The organism is Nonomuraea sp. ZG12 (assembly GCF_052068115.1).
Lineage (GTDB): Bacteria > Actinomycetota > Actinomycetes > Streptosporangiales > Streptosporangiaceae > Nonomuraea.
Map to the genome: position 1 here is coordinate 69883 of NZ_JBQHCW010000017.1, position 19207 is coordinate 89089.

Annotated in this window: 22 protein-coding genes; 12 read left to right on the forward strand and 10 right to left on the reverse strand. The window is 70.2% G+C overall.

Annotated elements, in window-relative coordinates:
* The first annotated feature begins 16 nt into the window (after positions 1-16).
* On the forward strand, positions 17-529 hold the full coding sequence (locus ACTMTF_RS34075) for a hypothetical protein (RefSeq protein ID WP_441114362.1): 513 nt from the start codon (positions 17-19) through the stop codon (positions 527-529).
* Here ACTMTF_RS34075 and ACTMTF_RS34080 read toward each other — a convergent pair.
* Positions 468-2270, reverse strand: coding sequence for an alkyl/aryl-sulfatase (locus tag ACTMTF_RS34080; RefSeq protein WP_441114363.1), 1803 nt, complete (start codon positions 2268-2270; stop codon positions 468-470). The two genes, ACTMTF_RS34075 and ACTMTF_RS34080, sit on opposite strands and share 62 nt — an antisense overlap.
* A gap of 102 nt (positions 2271-2372) precedes the next feature.
* On the opposite strand from ACTMTF_RS34080, the gene ACTMTF_RS34085 reads away from it, so the two are divergent.
* The 3 genes from ACTMTF_RS34085 to ACTMTF_RS34095 are packed head-to-tail and all read left to right on the forward strand — an operon-like array spanning position 2373 to position 4462.
* On the forward strand, positions 2373-3038 hold the full coding sequence (locus tag ACTMTF_RS34085) for an HAD family hydrolase (protein ID WP_441114364.1): 666 nt from the start codon (positions 2373-2375) through the stop codon (positions 3036-3038).
* Complete coding sequence (locus ACTMTF_RS34090) at positions 3035-3505, forward strand: N-acetyltransferase family protein (protein ID WP_441114365.1); 471 nt, start codon at positions 3035-3037, stop codon at positions 3503-3505. The genes ACTMTF_RS34085 and ACTMTF_RS34090 overlap by 4 nt, the downstream gene beginning before the upstream one ends.
* Before the next feature lie 18 nt (positions 3506-3523).
* The gene (locus ACTMTF_RS34095) at positions 3524-4462 is read left to right on the forward strand and encodes a ribose-phosphate diphosphokinase (protein WP_397011206.1); all 939 of its coding nucleotides are present in this window, start codon (positions 3524-3526) and stop codon (positions 4460-4462) included.
* Here ACTMTF_RS34095 and ACTMTF_RS34100 read toward each other — a convergent pair.
* Positions 4459-5223 (reverse strand): SDR family oxidoreductase, encoded by a 765-nt coding sequence (locus tag ACTMTF_RS34100; RefSeq protein WP_441114366.1) that lies wholly within the window; start codon positions 5221-5223, stop codon positions 4459-4461. The two genes, ACTMTF_RS34095 and ACTMTF_RS34100, sit on opposite strands and share 4 nt — an antisense overlap.
* A gap of 90 nt (positions 5224-5313) precedes the next feature.
* On the opposite strand from ACTMTF_RS34100, the gene ACTMTF_RS34105 reads away from it, so the two are divergent.
* The 3 genes from ACTMTF_RS34105 (at position 5314) to ACTMTF_RS34115 (ending at position 7683) form a co-directional block, all read left to right on the forward strand.
* Complete coding sequence (locus ACTMTF_RS34105; protein WP_441114367.1) at positions 5314-6048, forward strand: nucleotidyltransferase domain-containing protein; 735 nt, start codon at positions 5314-5316, stop codon at positions 6046-6048.
* Between the two features lie 43 nt (positions 6049-6091).
* A complete protein-coding gene (locus ACTMTF_RS34110; protein ID WP_441114368.1) occupies positions 6092-6733 on the forward strand; it encodes a maleylpyruvate isomerase N-terminal domain-containing protein in 642 nt (213 codons plus the stop codon).
* Between the two features lie 113 nt (positions 6734-6846).
* Positions 6847-7683, forward strand: coding sequence for an NAD(P)H-binding protein (locus tag ACTMTF_RS34115; RefSeq protein ID WP_441114369.1), 837 nt, complete (start codon positions 6847-6849; stop codon positions 7681-7683).
* Here ACTMTF_RS34115 and ACTMTF_RS34120 read toward each other — a convergent pair.
* The 6 genes from ACTMTF_RS34120 to ACTMTF_RS34145 form a co-directional block, all read right to left on the reverse strand.
* Positions 7662-8672: an ABC transporter ATP-binding protein gene (locus ACTMTF_RS34120; RefSeq protein WP_441114370.1), complete on the reverse strand. Its 1011-nt coding sequence runs from the start codon at positions 8670-8672 to the stop codon at positions 7662-7664. The two genes, ACTMTF_RS34115 and ACTMTF_RS34120, sit on opposite strands and share 22 nt — an antisense overlap.
* Positions 8669-9643, reverse strand: a complete 975-nt coding sequence (locus ACTMTF_RS34125; protein ID WP_441114371.1) for an ABC transporter ATP-binding protein — start codon at positions 9641-9643, stop codon at positions 8669-8671. Before ACTMTF_RS34125 ends, ACTMTF_RS34120 begins: the two co-directional genes overlap by 4 nt.
* Positions 9640-10521: an ABC transporter permease gene (locus ACTMTF_RS34130; protein WP_397011222.1), complete on the reverse strand. Its 882-nt coding sequence runs from the start codon at positions 10519-10521 to the stop codon at positions 9640-9642. The genes ACTMTF_RS34125 and ACTMTF_RS34130 overlap by 4 nt, the downstream gene beginning before the upstream one ends.
* Positions 10518-11549 (reverse strand): ABC transporter permease, encoded by a 1032-nt coding sequence (locus ACTMTF_RS34135; protein ID WP_441114372.1) that lies wholly within the window; start codon positions 11547-11549, stop codon positions 10518-10520. The genes ACTMTF_RS34130 and ACTMTF_RS34135 overlap by 4 nt, the downstream gene beginning before the upstream one ends.
* The gene (locus ACTMTF_RS34140) at positions 11546-13354 is read right to left on the reverse strand and encodes an ABC transporter substrate-binding protein (protein ID WP_441114373.1); all 1809 of its coding nucleotides are present in this window, start codon (positions 13352-13354) and stop codon (positions 11546-11548) included. The genes ACTMTF_RS34135 and ACTMTF_RS34140 overlap by 4 nt, the downstream gene beginning before the upstream one ends.
* Before the next feature lie 119 nt (positions 13355-13473).
* A complete protein-coding gene (locus ACTMTF_RS34145) occupies positions 13474-15102 on the reverse strand; it encodes an ABC-F family ATP-binding cassette domain-containing protein (protein WP_441114374.1) in 1629 nt (542 codons plus the stop codon).
* Between the two features lie 28 nt (positions 15103-15130).
* On the opposite strand from ACTMTF_RS34145, the gene ACTMTF_RS34150 reads away from it, so the two are divergent.
* The 5 genes from ACTMTF_RS34150 (at position 15131) to ACTMTF_RS34170 (ending at position 18345) form a co-directional block, all read left to right on the forward strand.
* Positions 15131-15478, forward strand: coding sequence for a DUF2809 domain-containing protein (locus ACTMTF_RS34150; RefSeq protein ID WP_397011230.1), 348 nt, complete (start codon positions 15131-15133; stop codon positions 15476-15478).
* Between the two features lie 32 nt (positions 15479-15510).
* Positions 15511-16047 (forward strand): type 1 glutamine amidotransferase domain-containing protein, encoded by a 537-nt coding sequence (locus ACTMTF_RS34155; protein WP_441114375.1) that lies wholly within the window; start codon positions 15511-15513, stop codon positions 16045-16047.
* Positions 16048-16145: 98 nt separating this feature from the next.
* A complete protein-coding gene (locus ACTMTF_RS34160) occupies positions 16146-17669 on the forward strand; it encodes an amino acid permease (RefSeq protein ID WP_397011234.1) in 1524 nt (507 codons plus the stop codon).
* A gap of 62 nt (positions 17670-17731) precedes the next feature.
* Positions 17732-17959 carry a FitA-like ribbon-helix-helix domain-containing protein gene (locus ACTMTF_RS34165; protein WP_441114376.1) on the forward strand — a complete coding sequence of 76 codons (228 nt, stop codon included), beginning with the start codon at positions 17732-17734 and terminating at the stop codon, positions 17957-17959.
* Positions 17956-18345, forward strand: coding sequence for a type II toxin-antitoxin system VapC family toxin (locus ACTMTF_RS34170; RefSeq protein ID WP_441114377.1), 390 nt, complete (start codon positions 17956-17958; stop codon positions 18343-18345). The genes ACTMTF_RS34165 and ACTMTF_RS34170 overlap by 4 nt, the downstream gene beginning before the upstream one ends.
* Before the next feature lies 1 nt (position 18346).
* On the opposite strand, the gene lipB is transcribed toward ACTMTF_RS34170, so the two are convergent.
* Positions 18347-18982 (reverse strand): lipoyl(octanoyl) transferase LipB, encoded by a 636-nt coding sequence (gene lipB, locus ACTMTF_RS34175; RefSeq protein ID WP_441114378.1) that lies wholly within the window; start codon positions 18980-18982, stop codon positions 18347-18349.
* A 17-nt stretch (positions 18983-18999) separates the two neighbouring features.
* Complete coding sequence (locus ACTMTF_RS34180; RefSeq protein ID WP_397011238.1) at positions 19000-19182, reverse strand: PspC domain-containing protein; 183 nt, start codon at positions 19180-19182, stop codon at positions 19000-19002.
* Between the last annotated feature and the right edge of the window lie 25 nt (positions 19183-19207).

The following is a 19207-nucleotide window of genomic DNA, read 5'->3' on the forward strand; positions in this document are numbered from 1 at the left end:
TTACTCTCCGTAGGAGATGCCTCGTTCCCCGGATGTGCTCCGGCTGCTGTGGTGGGCTGTCCACGGCGGGTCCGGAGTGCTGTTGCTGGTGGCCGTGCTCGGCGCGGCCCGTGACGGCCACATCGCCGTGGCCGTCGCGGGCCTGCTGCTGGGCGTGCTCTACGCCGCCGGTCCAGCCTTCACGGGCTGGGTGAACGGGCGGAGGCGGGAGCGGGCCTGGCTGGTGGTGGTCACGCTGGGCTGGGCTGTTCTCAGCGCGCTCGCGCCGGTGTTCGCCTGGCTCGCGTTCCCGCTGTCGCTGGCCGTCCTGTACGTGCTTCCGCTGTGGGCGGCGATGTTCGGCGTTGCCGTACTGACCTGTGTGAGCGTCGCGGCGGCGAGCCTGCACGCGGGCGGGGTGTCGGCGGTGCTGGTGGCCGGGCCGGCTGCGCAGGCGGTGGTGGCCACGGTGATGTGGGCGGGACCGATCACGGGGTCACGATCGCGAAGTCGCGCACGGGCGCGTCCAGCACGGCCACCAGGCGTTTGAGCGCCCGCGTGTCCCCCTCCCGATCCACTCCCTCCACGTCCCTGCCCATGAGCATGGCCAGGAGCTGGGCCTTGGTCAGCCTGAGCGTGAGGTCGGCGGGCTGCGGCGGCGGGTCCATCTGCTGGATGAGCGCGCCGTTGGACAGCGTCGTCCGGAAGCACTGCCCCAGGTCGGTGAGGTGCCAGTCGATCGACAGACTTTCGTTCCAGGCGCGGGGCCCGTCGACGCGGACGGCGATCGCGTCGAAGATCTGGCTCACGCTCAACGCGGCGGCCAGGTCCGGTGACACGGCCGGGCCGGGCACGCCGGTGGCGGGCACGATGCCGTCGTCCAGCTCCAGAGCGCCCATCAGGTACGCGTTGCGCCAGGCGGCGTTCTCCGCGCCGTGGCCCAGCCGGGTGTAGACCTCGGCGAGCAGGTCGCGGGCCTCCTTGTTGCCCTCGTCCGCGAAGACCGCGTGGTTGAGCAACTGGGCGGCGAAGCGCAGGTCGTTCTCCGCGAGGTAGCCCTTGGCCAGGGCGACCACGGCCGCGCCGCCGCCGAGGCACTCGACGTAGCGGATGGCGCTCTGCCTCGGCGGATGCTCCCACAGGTGGGCCGGGTTGCCGTCGAACCAGCCCAGGTAGTGCTGGTAGATGGCCTTGACGTTGTGGCCGGTCGAGCCGTGGTAGCCGTGGGTGTGCCAGACCTGCTCCAGGGCCGGCGGCAGTTGCATGTGCTCGGCGATCTCCGCTCCGGTCAGGCCCTTGCTCATCAGGCGCAGGGTCTGGTCGTGCAGGTAGGCGTGCAGGTCGCGGTGCTGCGACAGCATGCGGACGATGTTCTCGCCGCCCCAGGTGGGCCAGTGGTAGGAGGCGAAGGCCACGTCCGCCTGACCGCCGAAGAGCGTAAGGGTCTCGGTCAGGCAGCGCGTCCACAGGCGGGGGTCGCGGACGTGCACGCCGCGCAGGTCCAGGAGGTCGTACTGGCTGTGGGTGACGTTCCCGGCCAGACAGAGGGCGCGCACGTCGGGGAGCAGGAAGACCATCCCCGGCGGGGAGCCGGGGCCGAGCTGGAAGGTGAAGCGGACCCCGTCGACCGTCTCCTCCTGGCCGGTGCGCCGGATGTGCACGGTGGGCGGGATGAGGGAGATCCTCCCGGTCGAGGCGGCCAGGCCGAGCCCGGCGCCGAGCTGACCGGCCGGCGACCTGTCCAGCGCGGGACCGTACAGATAGAGCGAGCGGCGGGTCCTGGCCGGGCCGGCGTAGACGCTCTCGGCGGCGGCGTGCTCCAGGAAGCCGACGGGGGCCAGGATGGGGATGCCGCCGCCGGTGACGCCGCGTACGCCGCCGAAGTGGCCGACGTGGGCGTGGGTGTAGACGACGCCGGTGACCGGGCGGTCGCCGCGGTGGCGGCGGTAGAGCTTGAGCGCCGCGGCGGCGCACTCGGTGGAGATGAGCGGGTCGATGACGACGACGCCGGTGTCGCCCTCGACCAGGGTCATGTTCGACAGGTCGAGGCCGCGGACCTGATAGATGCCGTCGGCGACCTCGTACAGGCCCTGTTTGGCGCAGAGCCGGCCGTGCCTCCAGAGGCTGGGGTGGGCGCTGTCCGGGCATTCCTGATCCAGGAACGCGTAGGCGTCGCCGTCCCAGACGACCCTGCCGTCGGCGTTTTTGATCACCGCGGGGGTAAGGTGCGCGATGAAGCCGCGGTCCGCGTCGTCGAAGTCGGCACGGTCATGGAAGGGAAGGTCGGCCATGCCAGGGGGATGCCCGGAAACCGGCACAGGCACGGTCAATGAACGTACGAAATACCATGAACCTCCGTTGCATATCCGGAAATATCAAGACATGGCGGCGTCGTGAGTGATCTGGGGGGATTCGGGGTGGAAGCGTGGGTGTTCGATCTTGATGGGGTGCTCGTCGACTCCGAGCCGGTGTGGGAGGAGGTCCGGCGTGCCTTCGTCGCCGACCACGGCGGCACCTGGCAGCACGACACCCAGTCGCGGCTCATGGGCATGAGCACCGGCGAATGGGCGGCGTACCTGCACGAACTCGGCGTCGAGCTGCCTCCCGACGAGATCGCCCGCGGCGTGATCGACCAGATGGCGGCCCACTACCGCGAGGGCGTGCCGCTCATGAAGGGCGCCACCGCGGCCGTGCGGCGGCTCGCCGACCGGTTCACGCTGGGCCTGGCCAGCTCGTCGCCCCGGGCGCTGATAGACGTGGCGCTCGACGCCAGCGCGCTGCGCGAGTGCTTCACCGCCACGGTCTCCACCGAGGAGGTCGCGCGCGGCAAGCCCGCACCCGACGGCTACCTGGAGGCGGCCCGGCGGCTCGGCGTCGACCCCAGGAGCTGCGTCGCCGTGGAGGACTCCAGCAACGGCCTGCGCTCGGCCGACGCGGCCGGCATGCGCGTCATCGCCGTCCCCCACCCCCGCTACCCGCCCGCCCCCGACGCCCTCGCTCTGGCCTGGCAGGTGGTGGACGACCTCGGCTCGCTCACCCCCGAGCTCCTCGGGCGATGATCCGCCTCAGGACCGACGCGGACCTGGACGCCTGCGTCCAGGCCCTCGCCGACGTGCAGGCCACCGACCGCTACCCGGTGAACTGGCCGGACGACCCCCGGGCCTGGCTGACCCCCGACGACCTCACCGCCGCCTGGGTGGCCGTGGCGGACGGCGCCGTGCTCGGGCACGTGGGGCTGACCAGGACCGGGCCGGAGCCGGCGGAGTCGCTCGGGGTCACTCTGGGCGGGGCCGTGACCCGTCTGTTCGTCACCCCGCCGGCCCGCCGTGGCGGGCTCGCCGCCCGCCTGCTCGACGAGGTACGGGTCGCCGCCGGCGGCCCCCTGGTCCTGGAGGTGTCGGACGAGGGCGGGGCCGCCATCGCCTTCTACGAGCGGCACGGCTGGCGCAGGTTCGCCAGCACCCGGGCCCGATGGCTGAACTCCGCCGGTGAGCCCGCCCTGCTCCACCATTACCTCAGCCCGTGAGGCTATCCTTTGTGAATCGTGCGAGACATCACGGTTTTTTCTGGCAGCGCCCATCCCGCTCTGGCCGAGGAGATATGCGCCCACCTGGGCACTCCCCTCCATCCCGTCAAGGTCGACCGCTTCGCCAACGACGTCATCGAGGTCCAGCTCCAGGCCAACTGCCGCGAGCGTGACGTCTTCCTCATCCAGCCTCTCGTGCCACCCACCCAGGAGAACCTCGTCGAGCTGCTGCTGATGCTCGACGCCGCCCGGGGAGCGTCGGCCGCCAGGACCACCGTGGTGCTGCCGCACTACGCCTACGCGCGTTCGGACAAGAAGGACGCGCCGCGCATCTCGATCGGCGGGCGGCTGGTGGCCGACCTGATGGTGGCGGCGGGCGCCAGCAGGGTGCTGGCGATGACGCTGCACTCGCCGCAGGTGCACGGCTTCTTCAGCGTTCCCGTGGACCACCTGCACGCGCTGCGCGAGCTGGCCGCGCACTTCAACCGCTACGACCTGTCCAACACGGTCGTGGTCTCCCCCGACCTCGGCAACGCCAAGGAGGCGGCGCACTTCGCCCGGCTGCTCGGCACCGGGGTCGCGATGGGGGCCAAGCAGCGCTTCCCCGACGACCGGGTGGTGATCAGCTCGGTGATCGGCGACGTCGCGGGCAAGGACGTGATCATCCTGGACGACGAGATCGCCAAGGGCAGCACGGTCATCGAGCTGCTGGACCGGCTGCGCGAGCTGGGGGTGCGGTCGGTGCGCGTCGCCTGCACGCACGGCCTGTTCGCCGACGGCTCGGTGGAGCGGCTCGGCGCGCTGCCGGAGGTCGAGGAGATCGTCTGCACCAACACGGTCCCGCCGCCCAAGCCGAGCGACAAGCTCACGGTCCTGTCGATCGCCCCCGCGCTGGCGGAGGCCATGCGGCGGATCCACTACGGCGAGTCGGTGAGCGCGCTGTTCGGCACTCCCTAGCCGAAGCCGCCGTTGCTCATGAGCAGTTGGCCGTTGATCCACTGGCCCTGCGGCGAGCAGAGGAAGTCGACGAGGTGCGCGGTGTCCTGCGGCGTGCCGAGGCGGTTGAGCGGTGTCTGGCGCAGGCAGGTCTCCCGCACCTCGTCCGACATCCAGCCGGTGTCCACCGGCCCCGGGTTGATGACGTTGGCGGTGACCCCGAGGTGGGCGAGCTCGTGCGCGGCGGCCAGGGTGATGCGGTCCAGCGCGCCCTTGCTGGCGCCGTAGGGCAGGTTGCCGACGGTGTGATCGCTGGTGAGGCTGATGATCCGGCCGGTGCCCGGGGTGCCCCGGAAGCGCAGCCCGTACTCACGGATCAGCAGCCAGGTGGCCCGCGCGTTCACGGCGAAGTGCCGGTCGAAGCTCGCCACGGTGGTGTCGAGCAGCCCGGAGTCCACGGACTCGCAGTGGCACAGCACCAGGGCGGTGACCTGGCCCAGGGCGTGCTCCGCCCGGTCGAAGACCATGGCGGGGGCGGACACGTCGGCGAGGTCCGCCTCGATCGCCACGGTGGCCGCGCCGCTGTCTCTCAGCGCCGCGTCGATCGCCTCGGTCGCGCCGGCCTCGACGCCCCAGTCCATGCGCTCGTCGTACGGGCTCCAATGGGTGAAGGCGATGTCCCAGCCCGACGCCGCGAGCCGCCTGGCGATCCCGGCGCCGATGCCGACCGTGCGCCCCACGCCGGTGATCAGCGCGACTGGGCGAGATGCGGTGTCTGTCATCCCTGAGATCGTCGAGGATCGGCGGCGATCCGGCAACCGGCTTTTCCCGCGATCTTTTCTCGGAGCCGGGGCTGGATCATAGTGATATTCATGCACACCGCCACTGAGCTCCTGTTGACGCAGTTCCTCGCGCAGGTCAGGCCGGTCGTGCCGCTGGTCGCGCTGTGGGCGCACGGGTCGCTGGCCAAGGGCGACTACCAGCCAGGACGCAGCGACCTCGATCTGGTCGCGGTGGTCGAGACGCCGCTCACGGACGCGCAGCGGGACGGGCTGGCGAGCCTGCACCAGGACCTCGACCTGCCGCTCGCCCCGCACCTGCACTGCTCCTACCTGCCCCTGGGCCGGCTGTCCGATCATGGGACGGAGCATGTGACGTGGGCCATGGAGGAGCTGTTCGAGCGGCCGGTCACGGCCGTGACGCGCCGCGAGCTGCTGACGGGCGCTCTGGAGCTGTACGGCGAGCCGCCGGACGAGCTGATCCCGCCGGTGTCGGATCAGGAGCTGGCCGACTTCGTCCGGGCCGACCTGCGTGACTTCTGGCTGGTGAAGACGGAAGGGCGCAAGCGGTGGCTGCGGGAGGTGTGGGTGGATCTGGGCATGGTGACGGTCGCGCGGGCGACGGTGACGTTGCGGGACGGGCGGCTGATCAGCAAGCGGGAGGCGCTGGACGTGCTGGGTGAGCTGGGCGCGCCGGAGGTCGTGGTGGCCGACATCCGGGCCCGGCGCTACGGGGAGCGCCGGCCCGTGCTGAGCAGGTTCCGGCGCGGGAAGCTGGCCCGGGCCTTCGTCAGGAGCGCCATCCGGCGTGTCCTGGCCCCGCACTAGTCTTTGACACGAAATATCACCCAATCAGGGGGAAGGGGCGCATATGGGGGAAATCAGGGAGTCGTACCTGGTGGCCGCGGCGTCGGCGGTGGCGCTGCTGCGCGATCCGGCCGTGGCCGCCGCCTGGGACAAGCCGAGCGCGCTGACGGAGTTCAGCGTCGCGGGCCTGGCCGGGCATCTGTCTCTGCAGCTCGTCAGGGTACGCCAGGTGCTGGAGTCGGGGGCCGAGGCGACCCGGGAGCCGGTTCCGCTGATCGAGCACTTCTCGATGTCCGCCTGGGTGCAGGCGGGACTCGACCACGAGAGCAACGTGACCGTCAGGCGAGGCGGCGAGGCGGCCGCCGCCGAGGGCCCCGCCACGCTGGTCACCAGGGCCACCGAAGTGCTGGAGAACCTGCGAGCCATGCTGCCCGCCGAGCCCGCGGACAGGGTCGTCGACCTGCCCTGGGCGAGCTGGTCGCTGCGGCTGGACGACTTTCTGCTCACGCGGCTGATCGAGCTCGTCGTGCACTCCGACGACCTTGCCGCCAGCGTCGGCGTGGAGACGCCCGAGCTGCCGTCCGACGTCGTCGACCCGGTGGTCGAGATGCTGGCGCGGCTGGCCGTACAGCGTCATGGAGCGACGGCGGTCGTCCGCGCCCTGAGCCGGGCGGAGCGGGCTCCGGCCACCATAAGCGCCTTCTAGCGTCCGGCACGCCCCGACGAAGAACCAGGGCGGCGGAATTGCGGAATGAAGCGTTCTGTTCTGATACTATAAGAGCAGAACGTTCCGTTCCGTGCATGTAGAAGGAGTTCGCCATGACCATCCTCGTCACCGGAGCCACCGGGACCGTCGGCCGCCTCATCGTCGAGGAGCTCGTCCAGGCCGGGCAGCGGGTGCGCGCCCTGACCAGGAACCCCGCCAAGGCAGACCTGCCCGAGGGCGTCGAGGTCGTTGAGGGCGACCTGGCCCGGCCCGAGAGCCTCGCCGCCGCCTTCGACGGCGTCGACGCCGCGCACCTCATCAACTTCGCCGGCGACGACTACGCGCCCCTCCAGCACGGCGACCGGATCGCGGAGCTGGCCGCGCGGGCGGGCGTGCGGCGGGTGACCGTGCTCGGCGGGCGCGCCGACGGGCCGCTGGAGCAGGCGCTGGCCGCCACCGGCATGGAGTGGACGCTGCTGCACCCGGTCGAGTTCATGGCCAACACGCTGCAGTGGTGGACCCACTCCGTCAGGGCCGAAGGAGTCGTCAAGGAGCCGTTCGGCGACAGGCTGAGCGCCATGGTGCACGAGCGGGACATCGCCGCGGTGGCCGCCACGGTGCTGGTCCAGGGCGGTCACCACGGCGAGACGCTGACGCTGACCGGACCGGAGGCGGTGGCCACCCGCGACAAGGTCCGCCTGCTCGGTGAGGCGGTCGGCACGGAGATCCGGTTCGTGGAGCTGAGCAGGGACGAGGCGCGGGCCCAGTGGCAGCTGGCGGGCATGGGCGCGGAGACCGTCGAGTTCCTCATCGAGGCGCTCGGCAACACCCCCGAGGTGGGCTACACGGTGGTCCCGACCGTCGAGCAGGTCACCGGCCGGGCACCGCGCGGCTTCGCCCAGTGGGCCGCCGAGCACGCGGAGGCGTTTCAGCCGGTGGCGTCCGCGTAGTGGCAGGCCGCCTGGGACAGCGGTGAGGCGGGCAGGATGTCGAGCAGTTCGCCCCTGCATCTGGCGTCCACGCCCGCCTCGGCGGCCTTGCCCGAGGCGAGCACCTGACAGCGGGCGTGGAAGCGGCAGCCGCCCGGGATCCGGGTCGGGTCCGGCGGCTCTCCGGTCAGCACCACCCGTTCGGGAGACTCGGGCAGCACCGACAGCAGGGCCTGCGTGTAGGGGTGCCGGGGTGCGGTGAGCACCTGCTCGACGGGCCCCGACTCGACGATCCGGCCCAGGTACATCACCGCCACCCGGTCGGCGATGTTCCAGGCCAGGCCCAGGTCGTGGGTGACGACCAGCGCGGACAGGCCGAGGTCGTCGCGCAGCTTGAGCATCAGGGCCAGGATCTCACCCCGCACCGAGGCGTCCAGCGAGGCCACCGGCTCGTCGGCGACCAGCACCTTCGGGTTCAGCGCGAGCGCCCCGGCGATCACCACCCGCTGCCGCTGGCCGCCGGACAGCTCGTGCGGGTAGCGCAGCAGGAACCGCTCGGGCGGTCGCAGCCCCGCCCTGGACAGCGCCGAGTTCACCACCTCCGCCTCGTCGGGCATGCGGTGGATGCGCGGGCCCTCGGCCACCGCCTCGTAGACGGTCTGGCGGGGGTTCAGCGAGCCCGTGGGGTCCTGCAGGACGAGCTGCACCTGCCTGCGGTAGGCCTTCAGCGCCTTGGAGCCGTACTTCAGCGGCTGCCCGCCGTACCGGACCTCGCCCGAGGTGGGGCGTTCCAGGCCGAGCAACGTGCGCGCCAGCGTCGTCTTGCCGCAGCCGGACTCGCCGACCAGCGCCACGATCTCGCCCGCGCCGAGCGAGAGGTTCACGCCGTCGACCGCGCGGGCGCGACGCCCGCGCGAGGTGAACTCGACGTGCAGGTCGCGCGCCTCCAGCAGGGTGCTGCTCGCCGTCGCCACGGGCTCCGCCGCCTGCGTCTCGGTCGTCTCGGTCATGACGCCTCCTCTTTCGACCGTACGTGTACGCACGCGGCGGCGCGGCTGTCACCGGCGGGCCACAGCTGGACGTCCAACGTCGAACACTCCTCCAGCGCGACCGCGCAGCGCGGGTGGAACGGGCACCCGGCCGGCAGGTGCATGGGGTCGGGCGGGTCGCCGCCGAGCCCCTTGGGCGCCAGCCGCGAGACCGGGTCGCCCACGGTGGGGAAGGCCGCCGCCAGCGCCTTGCTGTAGGGATGCCGGGCATCGTGGAACACCTCCCGCGACGGGCCGTGCTCGACCAGCCGTCCGGCGTACATGACCGCGAGCCGGTCGCAGACGTCGGCCAGCACGGACAGGTCGTGCGAGATCATGATCAGGGAGATGCCGTGCTCGGCGACCAGCTCCTTGATCAGCGTCAGCACCTGCGCCTGGACCATCACGTCGAGCGCGGTGGTCGGCTCGTCGGCGATGATGAGCTTGGGCGAGCACGCCAGCGCCATCGCGATCATCACGCGCTGGCGCTGCCCGCCGGACAGCTCGTGCGGATAGCTGCGGGCCCGCCAGGCGGGCAGGCCCACCTGCTCCAGCAGCTCGGCCACGCGCTTGGCCGCCTCATCGGGCTTGGCCAGGCCGTGCACCAGGATCGGCTCGGCGATCTGGTCGCCGATCCGCTGCACCGCGTTGAGCCCGTGCTGGGCGCCCTGGAACACGATCGAGGCCTCGGCCCAGCGCACGGCCCGCAGCCGGCCCCACTTCATGGTCAGGATGTCCTCGCCGTCGAGCAGGATCCGGCCGCCGACGCGGGCGTCGCGCGGCAGGAGCCGCAGCAGCGCCATGGCCAGCGTCGACTTGCCGGATCCCGACTCGCCGGCGACCCCGAGAGCCGCCCCGCTGTCCAGCGAGAGCGACACGCCTCGGACGGCGGGCACCTCGCCCGCCGCGATCCGGTACGTGACCGAGACGTCGTCCAGTTCGAGCAGGGTCATGATCCCGCCTTCCGCAGTCGCGGGTTGAGCACGGCCTCCAGCGCCCGGCCGAACAGCGTGAACGCCATCACGACCGCGACGATGCACAGGCCCGGGATCAGGATGTACCACCAGGCGCCGTTGGTGGCCGCGCCCCAGTCGTAGGAGCCGCGCAGCATGGTGCCCCAGGAGGTCTTGTTCGCGCTCACGCCGAGAAAGGCCAGCGTGGACTCGGTGACCATGGCGCTGGCGACCTCCAGCGTGGTGCTGGCCAGCAGCAGCGGCGCCACGTTGGGCAGCACGTGCCGGGTGGTGACGTGCCAGTGGCCGGCGCCGAGCGCCTTCGAGCGTTCGATGTACGGCCGGGCCTCCACCGCCAGCGTCTGCGCCCTGATCAGCCGGGCGGTCGTCGGCCAGGTGGTGATGCCGATGGCCATGATGATGGTGAACGTGCTGCCGCCCAGGATGGCCGCCAGCACCAGCGCGGTGATGAGCGAGGGCAGCACCAGGAACCAGTCCGTGACGCGCAGGATGACCGCGCCGATCCAGCCCCTGAAGTGCCCGGCGGCGATGCCGAGCACGGTGCCGATCAGCATGCTGACCAGCGCGGCGAGGAAGCCGATGAGCAGGGAGGTTCGCGAGCCCCACCAGACCATCAGCAGGATGGACCGCCCCGACTCGTCGGTGCCGAACGGGTAGTCCCAGCTCGGCGGGGCCATCTCGGGCCCGGTGCCGCGCACCACGCCGGTGACGCTCTCGTCGATGAACAGCGGCGCGACCAGGGCCGCCGCGACGGCGATCACCAGGATGGCCAGGCCGATCACGCCGGGGCGCTGCCCGCGGAAGGTGTCCCAGAAGCGCCCGAGCGCCATGCGTCTGCGGGTCCAGGTGACGCTCATGCCGACCTCACCCGTGGGTCGAGGATGTGGTAGACCACGTCGGCCAGCGTGTTCATCAGGATCACCGACACCGCGATCAGCATGAAGGTGCCCTGCATGAGGGTGAAGTCCGGCACTCTGATCGCCTCGTAGAAGAGCTGGCCGAGTCCGGGCCAGCTGAAGACGGCCTCCACGGTGACCGCGCCGCCGACGACGAAGCCGATGCGCATGAAGACCAGCGTCACCGTGGGCAGCAGCGCGTTGGGCACGGCGTGGCGCTTGCGCACCTCGTCGTCGCGCAGGCCCTTGGCCCGCGCGGTGGTCACGTAGTCCTGCCCCACCTCGTCCAGCAGCGACGAGCGCATCACCAGCAGATACTGCGCGTAGAGCACGCCGACCATGGCGATGCAGGGCAGCACCATGTGGTGGGCCACGTCGAGGACGTAGCCGAAGCCGTCGGGGGCGTCCACGTCCTGGATGCCCCGCGACGGGAACCACTGGAACCAGGAGCTGAAGACCAGGAGCAGCAGCAGGCCGAGCCAGAACGTCGGCACCGACCAGAGCACCAGCGAGGTGCCGGTGGAGAACCGGTCGAACCTGCTCCCGTGCCGCCAGCCGGCCCGCATGCCCTGCCACAGGCCCAGGCTGACCGCGATGACCAGGCTGGTCCCGGCGAGCAGCAGGGTCGCCCCGACCCGGTCGCCGATGAGGTCGAGGACCGGCCGCTTGTACTCGTAGGAGGTGCCGAGGTCGAACCGCAGCGTCTGGCCGACGAAGTCGAGGAACTGGTCGAACAGCGGCTGGTCCAGGCCGAGCCGGCGCCGCTCCAGGTCGAGCTGCTCGGGCGTCATGTTGCGGCCCTGGGCCAGGTTGCGCACCGGATCGCCGGGCAGCAGCCGGAACAGGAAGAACGTCCCGATGATCACCATGCTGATACTGAGCAGCGCCCCGCCGGCTTTCGACAGCGCGTAACGCAGGGTGCCGAGCCGGGCCGGGCCCGCCGCCGCCTGGGCGACGGCGGGCTCAGCCGTTTCGAGCGGTGCTGTCATTCGCGGTCGTCCGCGACGCTCTTACGCCGCCTCATCAGGAGGAATCCCGCCAGTCCGAGGACCACCACGCCGCCGACCACACCGGCGATGAGGCCGGTGTTGGAGCCGCCCTCGGCGGACGCGGAGGCGGGCTGGTCCACTGCCTCAAGGGAGTAGAACGGCCAGAAGCTGCTGCCGCCGTACAGGATGCCGTCGGCCTCCGGGATGGAGGTGATGGACTTGATCCGGTCCTTGCGGTAGCCCTCGAGGTCGTTCGGGTAGTAGATGGCGATCACCGGCGCGTCGGTATAGAGACGCTCCTGCATCTGCTTGATCAGCTCGGCGCGCTTGGGCCGGTCGAGCTCCTTGAGCTGCTCCTTGTAGAGCTTCTCGAAGGTGTCGTCGCAGTAGAAGGACTCGGTGCCGCCGCCCTCGCCGGACGGGGTGGGCCTGCGGCTGCACAGGTGGGTCGCGAGGACCTCCTCCGGGTCGGGGTTGACCGACCAGCCGCTGATGGCGATGTCGAACAGGCCGGTGACACCGGTCTCCTCGGTGAACTTGCTGGAATCGAGCTTCTTGGTGGTCAGCGTGATGCCGATCTCCTTGAAGAACCCGGCCAGGTATTCGGCCAGCTTGTCCTCGATGGGGGTGTCGGTGTGGATGCTGAAGCGGAACTCCAGCTTCCTGTCCCCGTCGGGCATCGTGCGGACGCCGTCGGCGCCCTTCTTGTAGCCGGCGTCGTCGAGGATCTTGTTGGCCTTGGCCACGTCGTAGGTGACCTTGGTGTCGCCGTCGGCCTCCCAGAAGAAGTCGGTGTACATCGGCGGCACGATCGAGCCGTCAGCGGGCTTGGCCAGGCCGTTCTGCACCTCGTCGACCAGCTTCTGCTTGTCGATGGCGTAGTGCAGCGCCTGGCGCACCTTCTGGTCCTTCAGCGCCGGGTGGCCGTCGCCGACGGCCTTGTCGTCGGTGGTGGTGGCGCCGTGGTTGATCTGCAGGTACGCGGCACGGCGGCCCTGCTGGTTCCACTGGACGATGTTCGCGTCGCCCTTGAGCGCCTCGAAGTCCGGCGGGTTGAGCCGGCCGATCAGGTCGATCTCGCCGTTCTTCAGGCCGATGATCGAGGCGGCCGGGTTGTCGTAGAAGACGACCTGCAGCTCGTCGATCTTGGGCGCGCCCCGCCAGTAGCCGGGGTTCGCCTTCAGCTTCACGAACTGGTCCTTCTGGTGCTCCACCGCGATGTACGGGCCGCTGGTCACGGCTGGGTACTGGTCACCGGTGAAGTTGGCCAGGTCGGTGACCTTCTCCCAGACATGCTTGGGCATGATCGGGATCGGGTTCTCCAGCATCGACGCCTGCGGGGCCTTGAGCTTGATGGTCAGCTCCTGGCCGTTGGCCGTGACGGTCTCGAAGTTCTCGACGGCCGGGCCGTTGGCGGTCTTGGCCGCGTCGTCCGTCATGATCTTGTTGAACGTCCACGCGGCGTCCTCGGCCGTGACCGGCCGGCCGTCGGACCACTTGGTCTCACGGATCTTGAACGTCCAGGTGAGCCCGTCGTCGGACGTGGTCCACGACTCGGCGAGGTCGGGGCTGGGCTGCAGCGTCTTGTGGTCGGGGACGGTGAGGAAGCCGTACATCCAGCGGTGGATCGAGGTGGAGACCAGGCGCACGGCGAGGAACGGGTTCATCGAGTCCACGGCCTGGGTCGCACCGACGCGGATGGTCTTCTTCCCCGCCGAGGGATCCTGCGCCAGGGCCGTCTGACCCTGACCTGCCACTAAAAGCGCGACGCCCACTGCTGCTAGGCGTACGAGCCATTTCCTCATGATGCCTCACCTTCAGGCGGGGGGGTATCTGTGTAGAGCACGGCACACCATACGAACACCGCATGTCAACGAGGCACGGAGAATTGTTTCATCTTCGTTTCTTTGTGCGGTGTAAATTTTCAGTGGCTCTCGTACACCTTGCCCTGATCCACCCGTAGCCGGCGGTCGACCCGCACCGCGTCGAGCATGCGGCGGTCGTGCGTGACGAGCAGCAGCGTGCCGGGATAGTTCGCCAGCGCCGACTCCAGCTGCTCGATGGCGGGCAGGTCCAGATGGTTCGTCGGCTCGTCGAGCACCAGCAGGTTGACGCCCCTGGCCTGCAGCAACGCCAGCGCCGCCCGGGTCCGCTCGCCGGGCGAGAGCGTGGCGGCCGACCGTAGCACGTGCGCCGCACGCAGGCCGAACTTGGCCAGCAGCGTCCGCGCCTCGGCGGGCGGCAGCTCGGGCACATGCGGGGCGAACGCGTCGAGCAGCCCCTCCTCGCCCTCGAACAGCCGGCGGGCCTGGTCCACCTCCCCCACCACGACGCCGGGGCCGAGCGAGGCGTGCCCCTCGTCGAGCGGGGTGCGGCCCAGCAGGGCGGCCAGCAGCGTCGTCTTGCCCGCGCCGTTGGCCCCGGTGATCGCCACCCGCTCCGCCCAGCCGATCTCCAGGTCGACCGGGCCGAGCGTGAACGAGCCGCGCCTGACCACCGCGCCGCGCAGCGTGGCCGTCACCGCGCCGGACCGGGGCGCGGCGGCGATCTCCATCCGCAGCTCCCACTCCTTGCGCGGCTCCTCGACCGTATCCAGCCGCTCGATCATCTTCTCCGTCTGGCGGGCCTTGGCCGCCTGCTTCTCCGTGGCCTCGACGCGGGCGTTGCGGCCGATCTTGTCGTTGTCGGGGGCCTTGCGCCTGGCGTTCTTGACGCCCTTCTCCATCCACGCCCGCTGGGTCCTGGCGCGGGCCTCCAGCTGGGCGCGCGTGCCGGCGTACTCGTCGTACTGCTCCCTGGCGTGCCTCCTGGCCACCTCCCGCTCGTCCAGGTAGGCCTGGTAGCCGCCGCCGTACAGGCTGATCTGCTGCTGCGCCAGGTCCAGCTCCAGCACCTTGGTGACGGTCCTGGCCAGGAACTCCCTGTCGTGGCTGACCAGCACGGCCCCCGCGCGCAGGCCCTTGACGAAGCCCTCCAGGCGCTCCAGCCCGTCGAGGTCCAGGTCGTTGGTGGGCTCGTCGAGCAGGAACAGGTCGTAGCGGCTGAGCAGCAGCGAGGCCAGCCCGGCCCGCGCCGCCTGGCCGCCGGACAGCGAGGTCATCTTCTGGTCCAGGCTGACCGACAGCCCGATCGCCTCGGCCCGCTCCTCCAGGTCCGCGCCGCCCAGCGACAGCCACCGCTCCAGCGCCACGCTGTAGGCCTCGTCGGCCCCCGGCGCCTGCTCGACCAGCCCCTGCGTGGCGGCGTCGAGGTCGAGCTGCGCCTGCGCGACGCCGGTGCGCCTGGCCAGGAACTCCGCCACCGTCTCACCCGGCCGGCGATCCGGCTCCTGCGGCAGATGACCGACCGTGGCCGTCGGCGGACTGAGCTGGATCGAGCCGTGCTCGGGCCGGTCGATGCCGGCCAGCAGGCGCAGCAGCGTGGACTTGCCCGCGCCGTTCGCGCCGACGAGCCCGATCACGTCGCCGGGGCTCACCACCAGATCCAGCCCCGAGAAGAGCACCCGCTCCCCGTGCCCCGCCGCCAAGTCCCGCACCACCATGGTCGCGCTCATGTCCGCCGATGCTACTAGGGTGAGCGAGATGTCCCGTTTGCCCGTTGCTCTCGCTGCCCTGCTCACCATCGCGGCCGGCCTCGGGATCCGCCTCCTGTGGGACGGCCCGTTCGCCAAGTACGCCGGCGACGCGCTCTACACCGTGCTGATCTACCTGCTGCTCGTGCTGGCCTGGCCGGCGATCCGCCCCTGGGTGGCGGCGCTGGTGTCGGCCGGGCTGAGCTGGGCGATCGAGTTCGCCCAGCTCGGCGACATCCCCGCCGTCCTGCGCCCGGTGCTGGGCAGCACGTTCAACCCGCCGGACCTCTTCTGGTACGCCGTCGGAGCGGCCCTCGCCTGTGCCGTGCACACGTGTAGGCCGGGATCGTCCGGATAGAGGGAGGGGAATCGACACAGGAGAGGATCACCATGGACAAGACCATCGCGTTCCTCATGGCGCCCGAAGGGGTCGAGCAGGTCGAGCTGACCGAGCCGTGGAAGGCCGTCAAGCAGGCCGGCGGCACGCCGCGGCTGATCTCCACCGAGCAGGGGCAGATCCAGGCCTTCAACCACCTCGACAAGGGTGACACCTTCGCCGTGGACGCCACCGTCGAGGACGTCTCGGCCGCGGACTTCGACGGGCTGGTGCTGCCCGGCGGCGTCGCCAACCCCGACTTCCTGCGCACCGACCCGCAGGCCGTGCGCTTCGTCAGGGACTTCTTCGACGCGGGCAAGCCGGTCGCGGCGATCTGCCACGCGCCGTGGACCCTGGTCGAGGCGGACGTGGTCCGCGACCGCACCCTGACCTCCTGGCCGAGCCTGCGGACCGACCTGCGCAACGCCGGGGCAACCTGGGAGGACAAGGAGGTCGTGATCTGCGACGCCGGGCCGAACGTCCTGGTCACCAGCCGCAAACCAGATGATCTCAAGGCATTCTGCCAGGCGGCCGTCGACGCGTTCGACTGACAGCATCGAAACTCACCCGTAACTCCTTGCTCGCGCGGAGGAAATGGTCTAGATGTAGACCAAATAGCGTCCTCCGCGCCCCCCAAGGAGTACGTCGTATGAGCACAACAGAAGAGGATTCCAGGCGGCTGGCCGAGCTCGGCTACAAGCAGGAGCTGGCCAGGACCTGGAGCGGTTTCTCCAACTTCGCGATCTCCTTCTCCATCATCTCGATCCTCGCCGGCTGCTTCACCACCTTCGGACAGGCCTGGAACAACGGCGGCCCCATCGCCATCTCCTGGGGCTGGCCGCTGATCTCGCTGTTCATCCTGATCATCGGTTTCTGCATGTCGGAGCTGGTCTCCGCCTACCCGACCGCCGGCGGCATCTACTGGTGGGCCGCCAAGATGGGCAAGCCGATCCACGGCTGGTTCACCGGCTGGCTCAACCTCATCGGCCTCATCGCGGTCACCGCCTCCGTCGACTACGGCTGCGCGACCTTCCTCAACATCACCCTGTCCCGGCTGACCAGCGGGGCCTGGGAAGGCACGCTCTCCCAGGCGTTCCTGCTGTTCGTCATCGTGCTCGTCCTGCACGCGCTGATCAACATCTACAGCCACCGGCTCATCTCACTGCTGCAGAACGTCTCGGTCTGGTGGCACGTGGCCGGCGCGGCGGTCATCGTCGGCATCCTGATCTTCGCCCCGACCGAGCATCAGTCGCTCGGCTTCGTCTTCACCGAGACCATCAACAACTCCGGCTTCGGCGACGGCGACGGTGGACTGCCCTTCTGGCTGTACGTGCTGCCGCTCGGCTTCCTGCTCACCCAGTACACGATCACCGGCTTCGACGCCTGCGCGCACGTGTCGGAGGAGACCCAGGGCGCGTCCACGGCCGCCGCCCGGGGCCTGTGGCAGTCGATCTTCTACTCGGCGATCGGCGGCTGGATCCTGCTGCTGGCGTTCCTGTTCGCGGCCACCAACGTCGAGGAGATCAACAACCAGGGCGGTTTCGTCGGCGCCATCTTCACCACGGCGCTCTCCTCGCCGCTGGCCACCGCCATCTTCGCGATCTCCACGATCGGCCAGTTCTTCTGCGGCATGAGCTGCGTGACCTCCATGTCGCGGATGACGTACGCCTTCTCCCGCGACGGCGCGGTGCCCGGCTGGCGGCTGTGGTCCAAGGTGGACCGCAACCGCACCCCGGTCAACGCCATCCTCGCGGGCTGCGCGGTGGCCGCCCTGATCACCCTGCCCGCCCTCTACGCCCCCGCCGGCCTGACCACCCCGGTCGCCTTCTACGCCGTCGTCTCCATCGCGGTCATCGGCCTCTACCTGGCCTTCCTGATCCCCATCTGGCTCCGGCTGCGGATGGGCGACCGCTTTGAACCCGGCCCTTGGACGCTGGGCCCGCGCTACAAGGTGCTGGGCTGGATCGCCTGCGTCGAGATCGCGATCGTCTGCGTCTACTTCATCATGCCGTTCTCCCCCGCCGGCGTCCCCGGCAACGAGAACTTCACCTGGACCTCGGTCAACTACGCGCCGATCGCGGTCGGCGTGGTGCTCATCGGCATCGCCCTGTGGTGGCGCCTGTCAGCCCGCCACTGGTTCACCGGCCCCCGCCGCACCGTCGACGAGGACTGACCTCCAGCGGGTGCGGCCCACCTGGCCGCACCCGCTGCTAGCAACCTGCTAGCATGGTCTCTATGGCGACACTCTACATTCGTGATGTCCCCGAGCCGGTTGCGGACTCATTGAAAGAACGCGCCGCCGAAGCCGGCATGTCGCTCTCGGCCTACGTCGCCCGAGAGCTGGCCGACATCGCAGCCCGGCCGACCAACGCCGAAATCGTCAAACGGCTCAAGGCACAAGACCGTTCACAAGGACCCTCGACCGCCGACATCCTCGAAGCCGTCGCGGAAGGCAGGCGATGATCGTCATCGACTCATCCGCCATGGTCGAAGCGCTGGCAGGCCGTGATGCCGACACCGAGCTGCTCGATGCCATCCAGGCCAGCGTCCACGCCCCGCACCTTCTCGACGTCGAAGTCCTCTCAACCCTGCGAGGGCTGACCTTCGGCCGAAAGCTGCCTCTTCAGGCAGCCGAGCAGGCGCGAGCCGACTATCTCGCGCTGAACATCGCCCGGTATGAGATCAAGGGAATCGCGGAGCGGATCTGGGAGTTGCGCTGCAACTACACCGCCTACGATGCCTCCTATCTCGCACTGGCCGAAGCGCTTGAAGCGCCCCTGTACACGTGCGACGGGAAACTGGTCGGCACCGGACACAACGCCGACGTGCAGGTGTTCCCGCGAAGCTGAGTCAGGATGCCTCGAAGGAGGCTGCTACGGCTGCGCGGACCTCGTCCATCGAGGCGGCGCCCAGCTCGCGCTGGAGCGAGGTCATGTCCACGTCCGGCATGCCGCAGGCGACTGCCCAGTGCCACGGCTCAAGCTCGCCGTCGACGTTGAGGGCGAAGCCGTGGCTGGTGACACCACGGCTCTGCCGCATGCCGATGGAGATGATCTTGCGGCCGGTCCCGGCCGTCCAGACGCCGGTGAGCAGCTCGGAGCCCGGCGGGGTGTCGCGGCGCTCGGCGGGCAGGCCGAGCTTGCCGAGCGCCTCCACCAGCCGGAGCTCCACCTCGCGGACGTAGTCGACGATCCCCTGGTCCTCGCCCAGCTTGACGATGAGGTAGCCGACGAGCTGACCGGGGCCGTGGTAGGTGAGCTGGCCGCCCCGGCCGGTCTCGATCACCGGGATGCCGCGCGACGGGTCGGGCAGATGCGCCGACGGTGTGCGGCGCCCCACGGTGTAGACCGATGGATGGCTGAGCAGCCAGAGCGTGTCCGGCCGCTCGTCGCGCTGGCGCTCGCCGACGAGGTCGGCCATGCGCTCCATCGCCTTGTCGTAGTCGACGAGCTCGTCCTGGATGAGTGTCAGCGGCCTTGCCCTCATGGTACGAGGATAAGACCTCAGTACTTCTGCGGCTCCTCGGGGACCAGGATCCACATCACGGCGTAGACGACCCACATCGGCCCGGGGAAGAGCGAGAGGATCAGCCAGAGCGTCCGGACGAGGGTCGGCGGCATGCCCGTCTTGTCGGCGATACCACCGCAGACGCCGGCCAGAATCCTGTGCTTCCTTGAGCGGTACATTCTGTTTCCTCCGTGTGGTTACGTT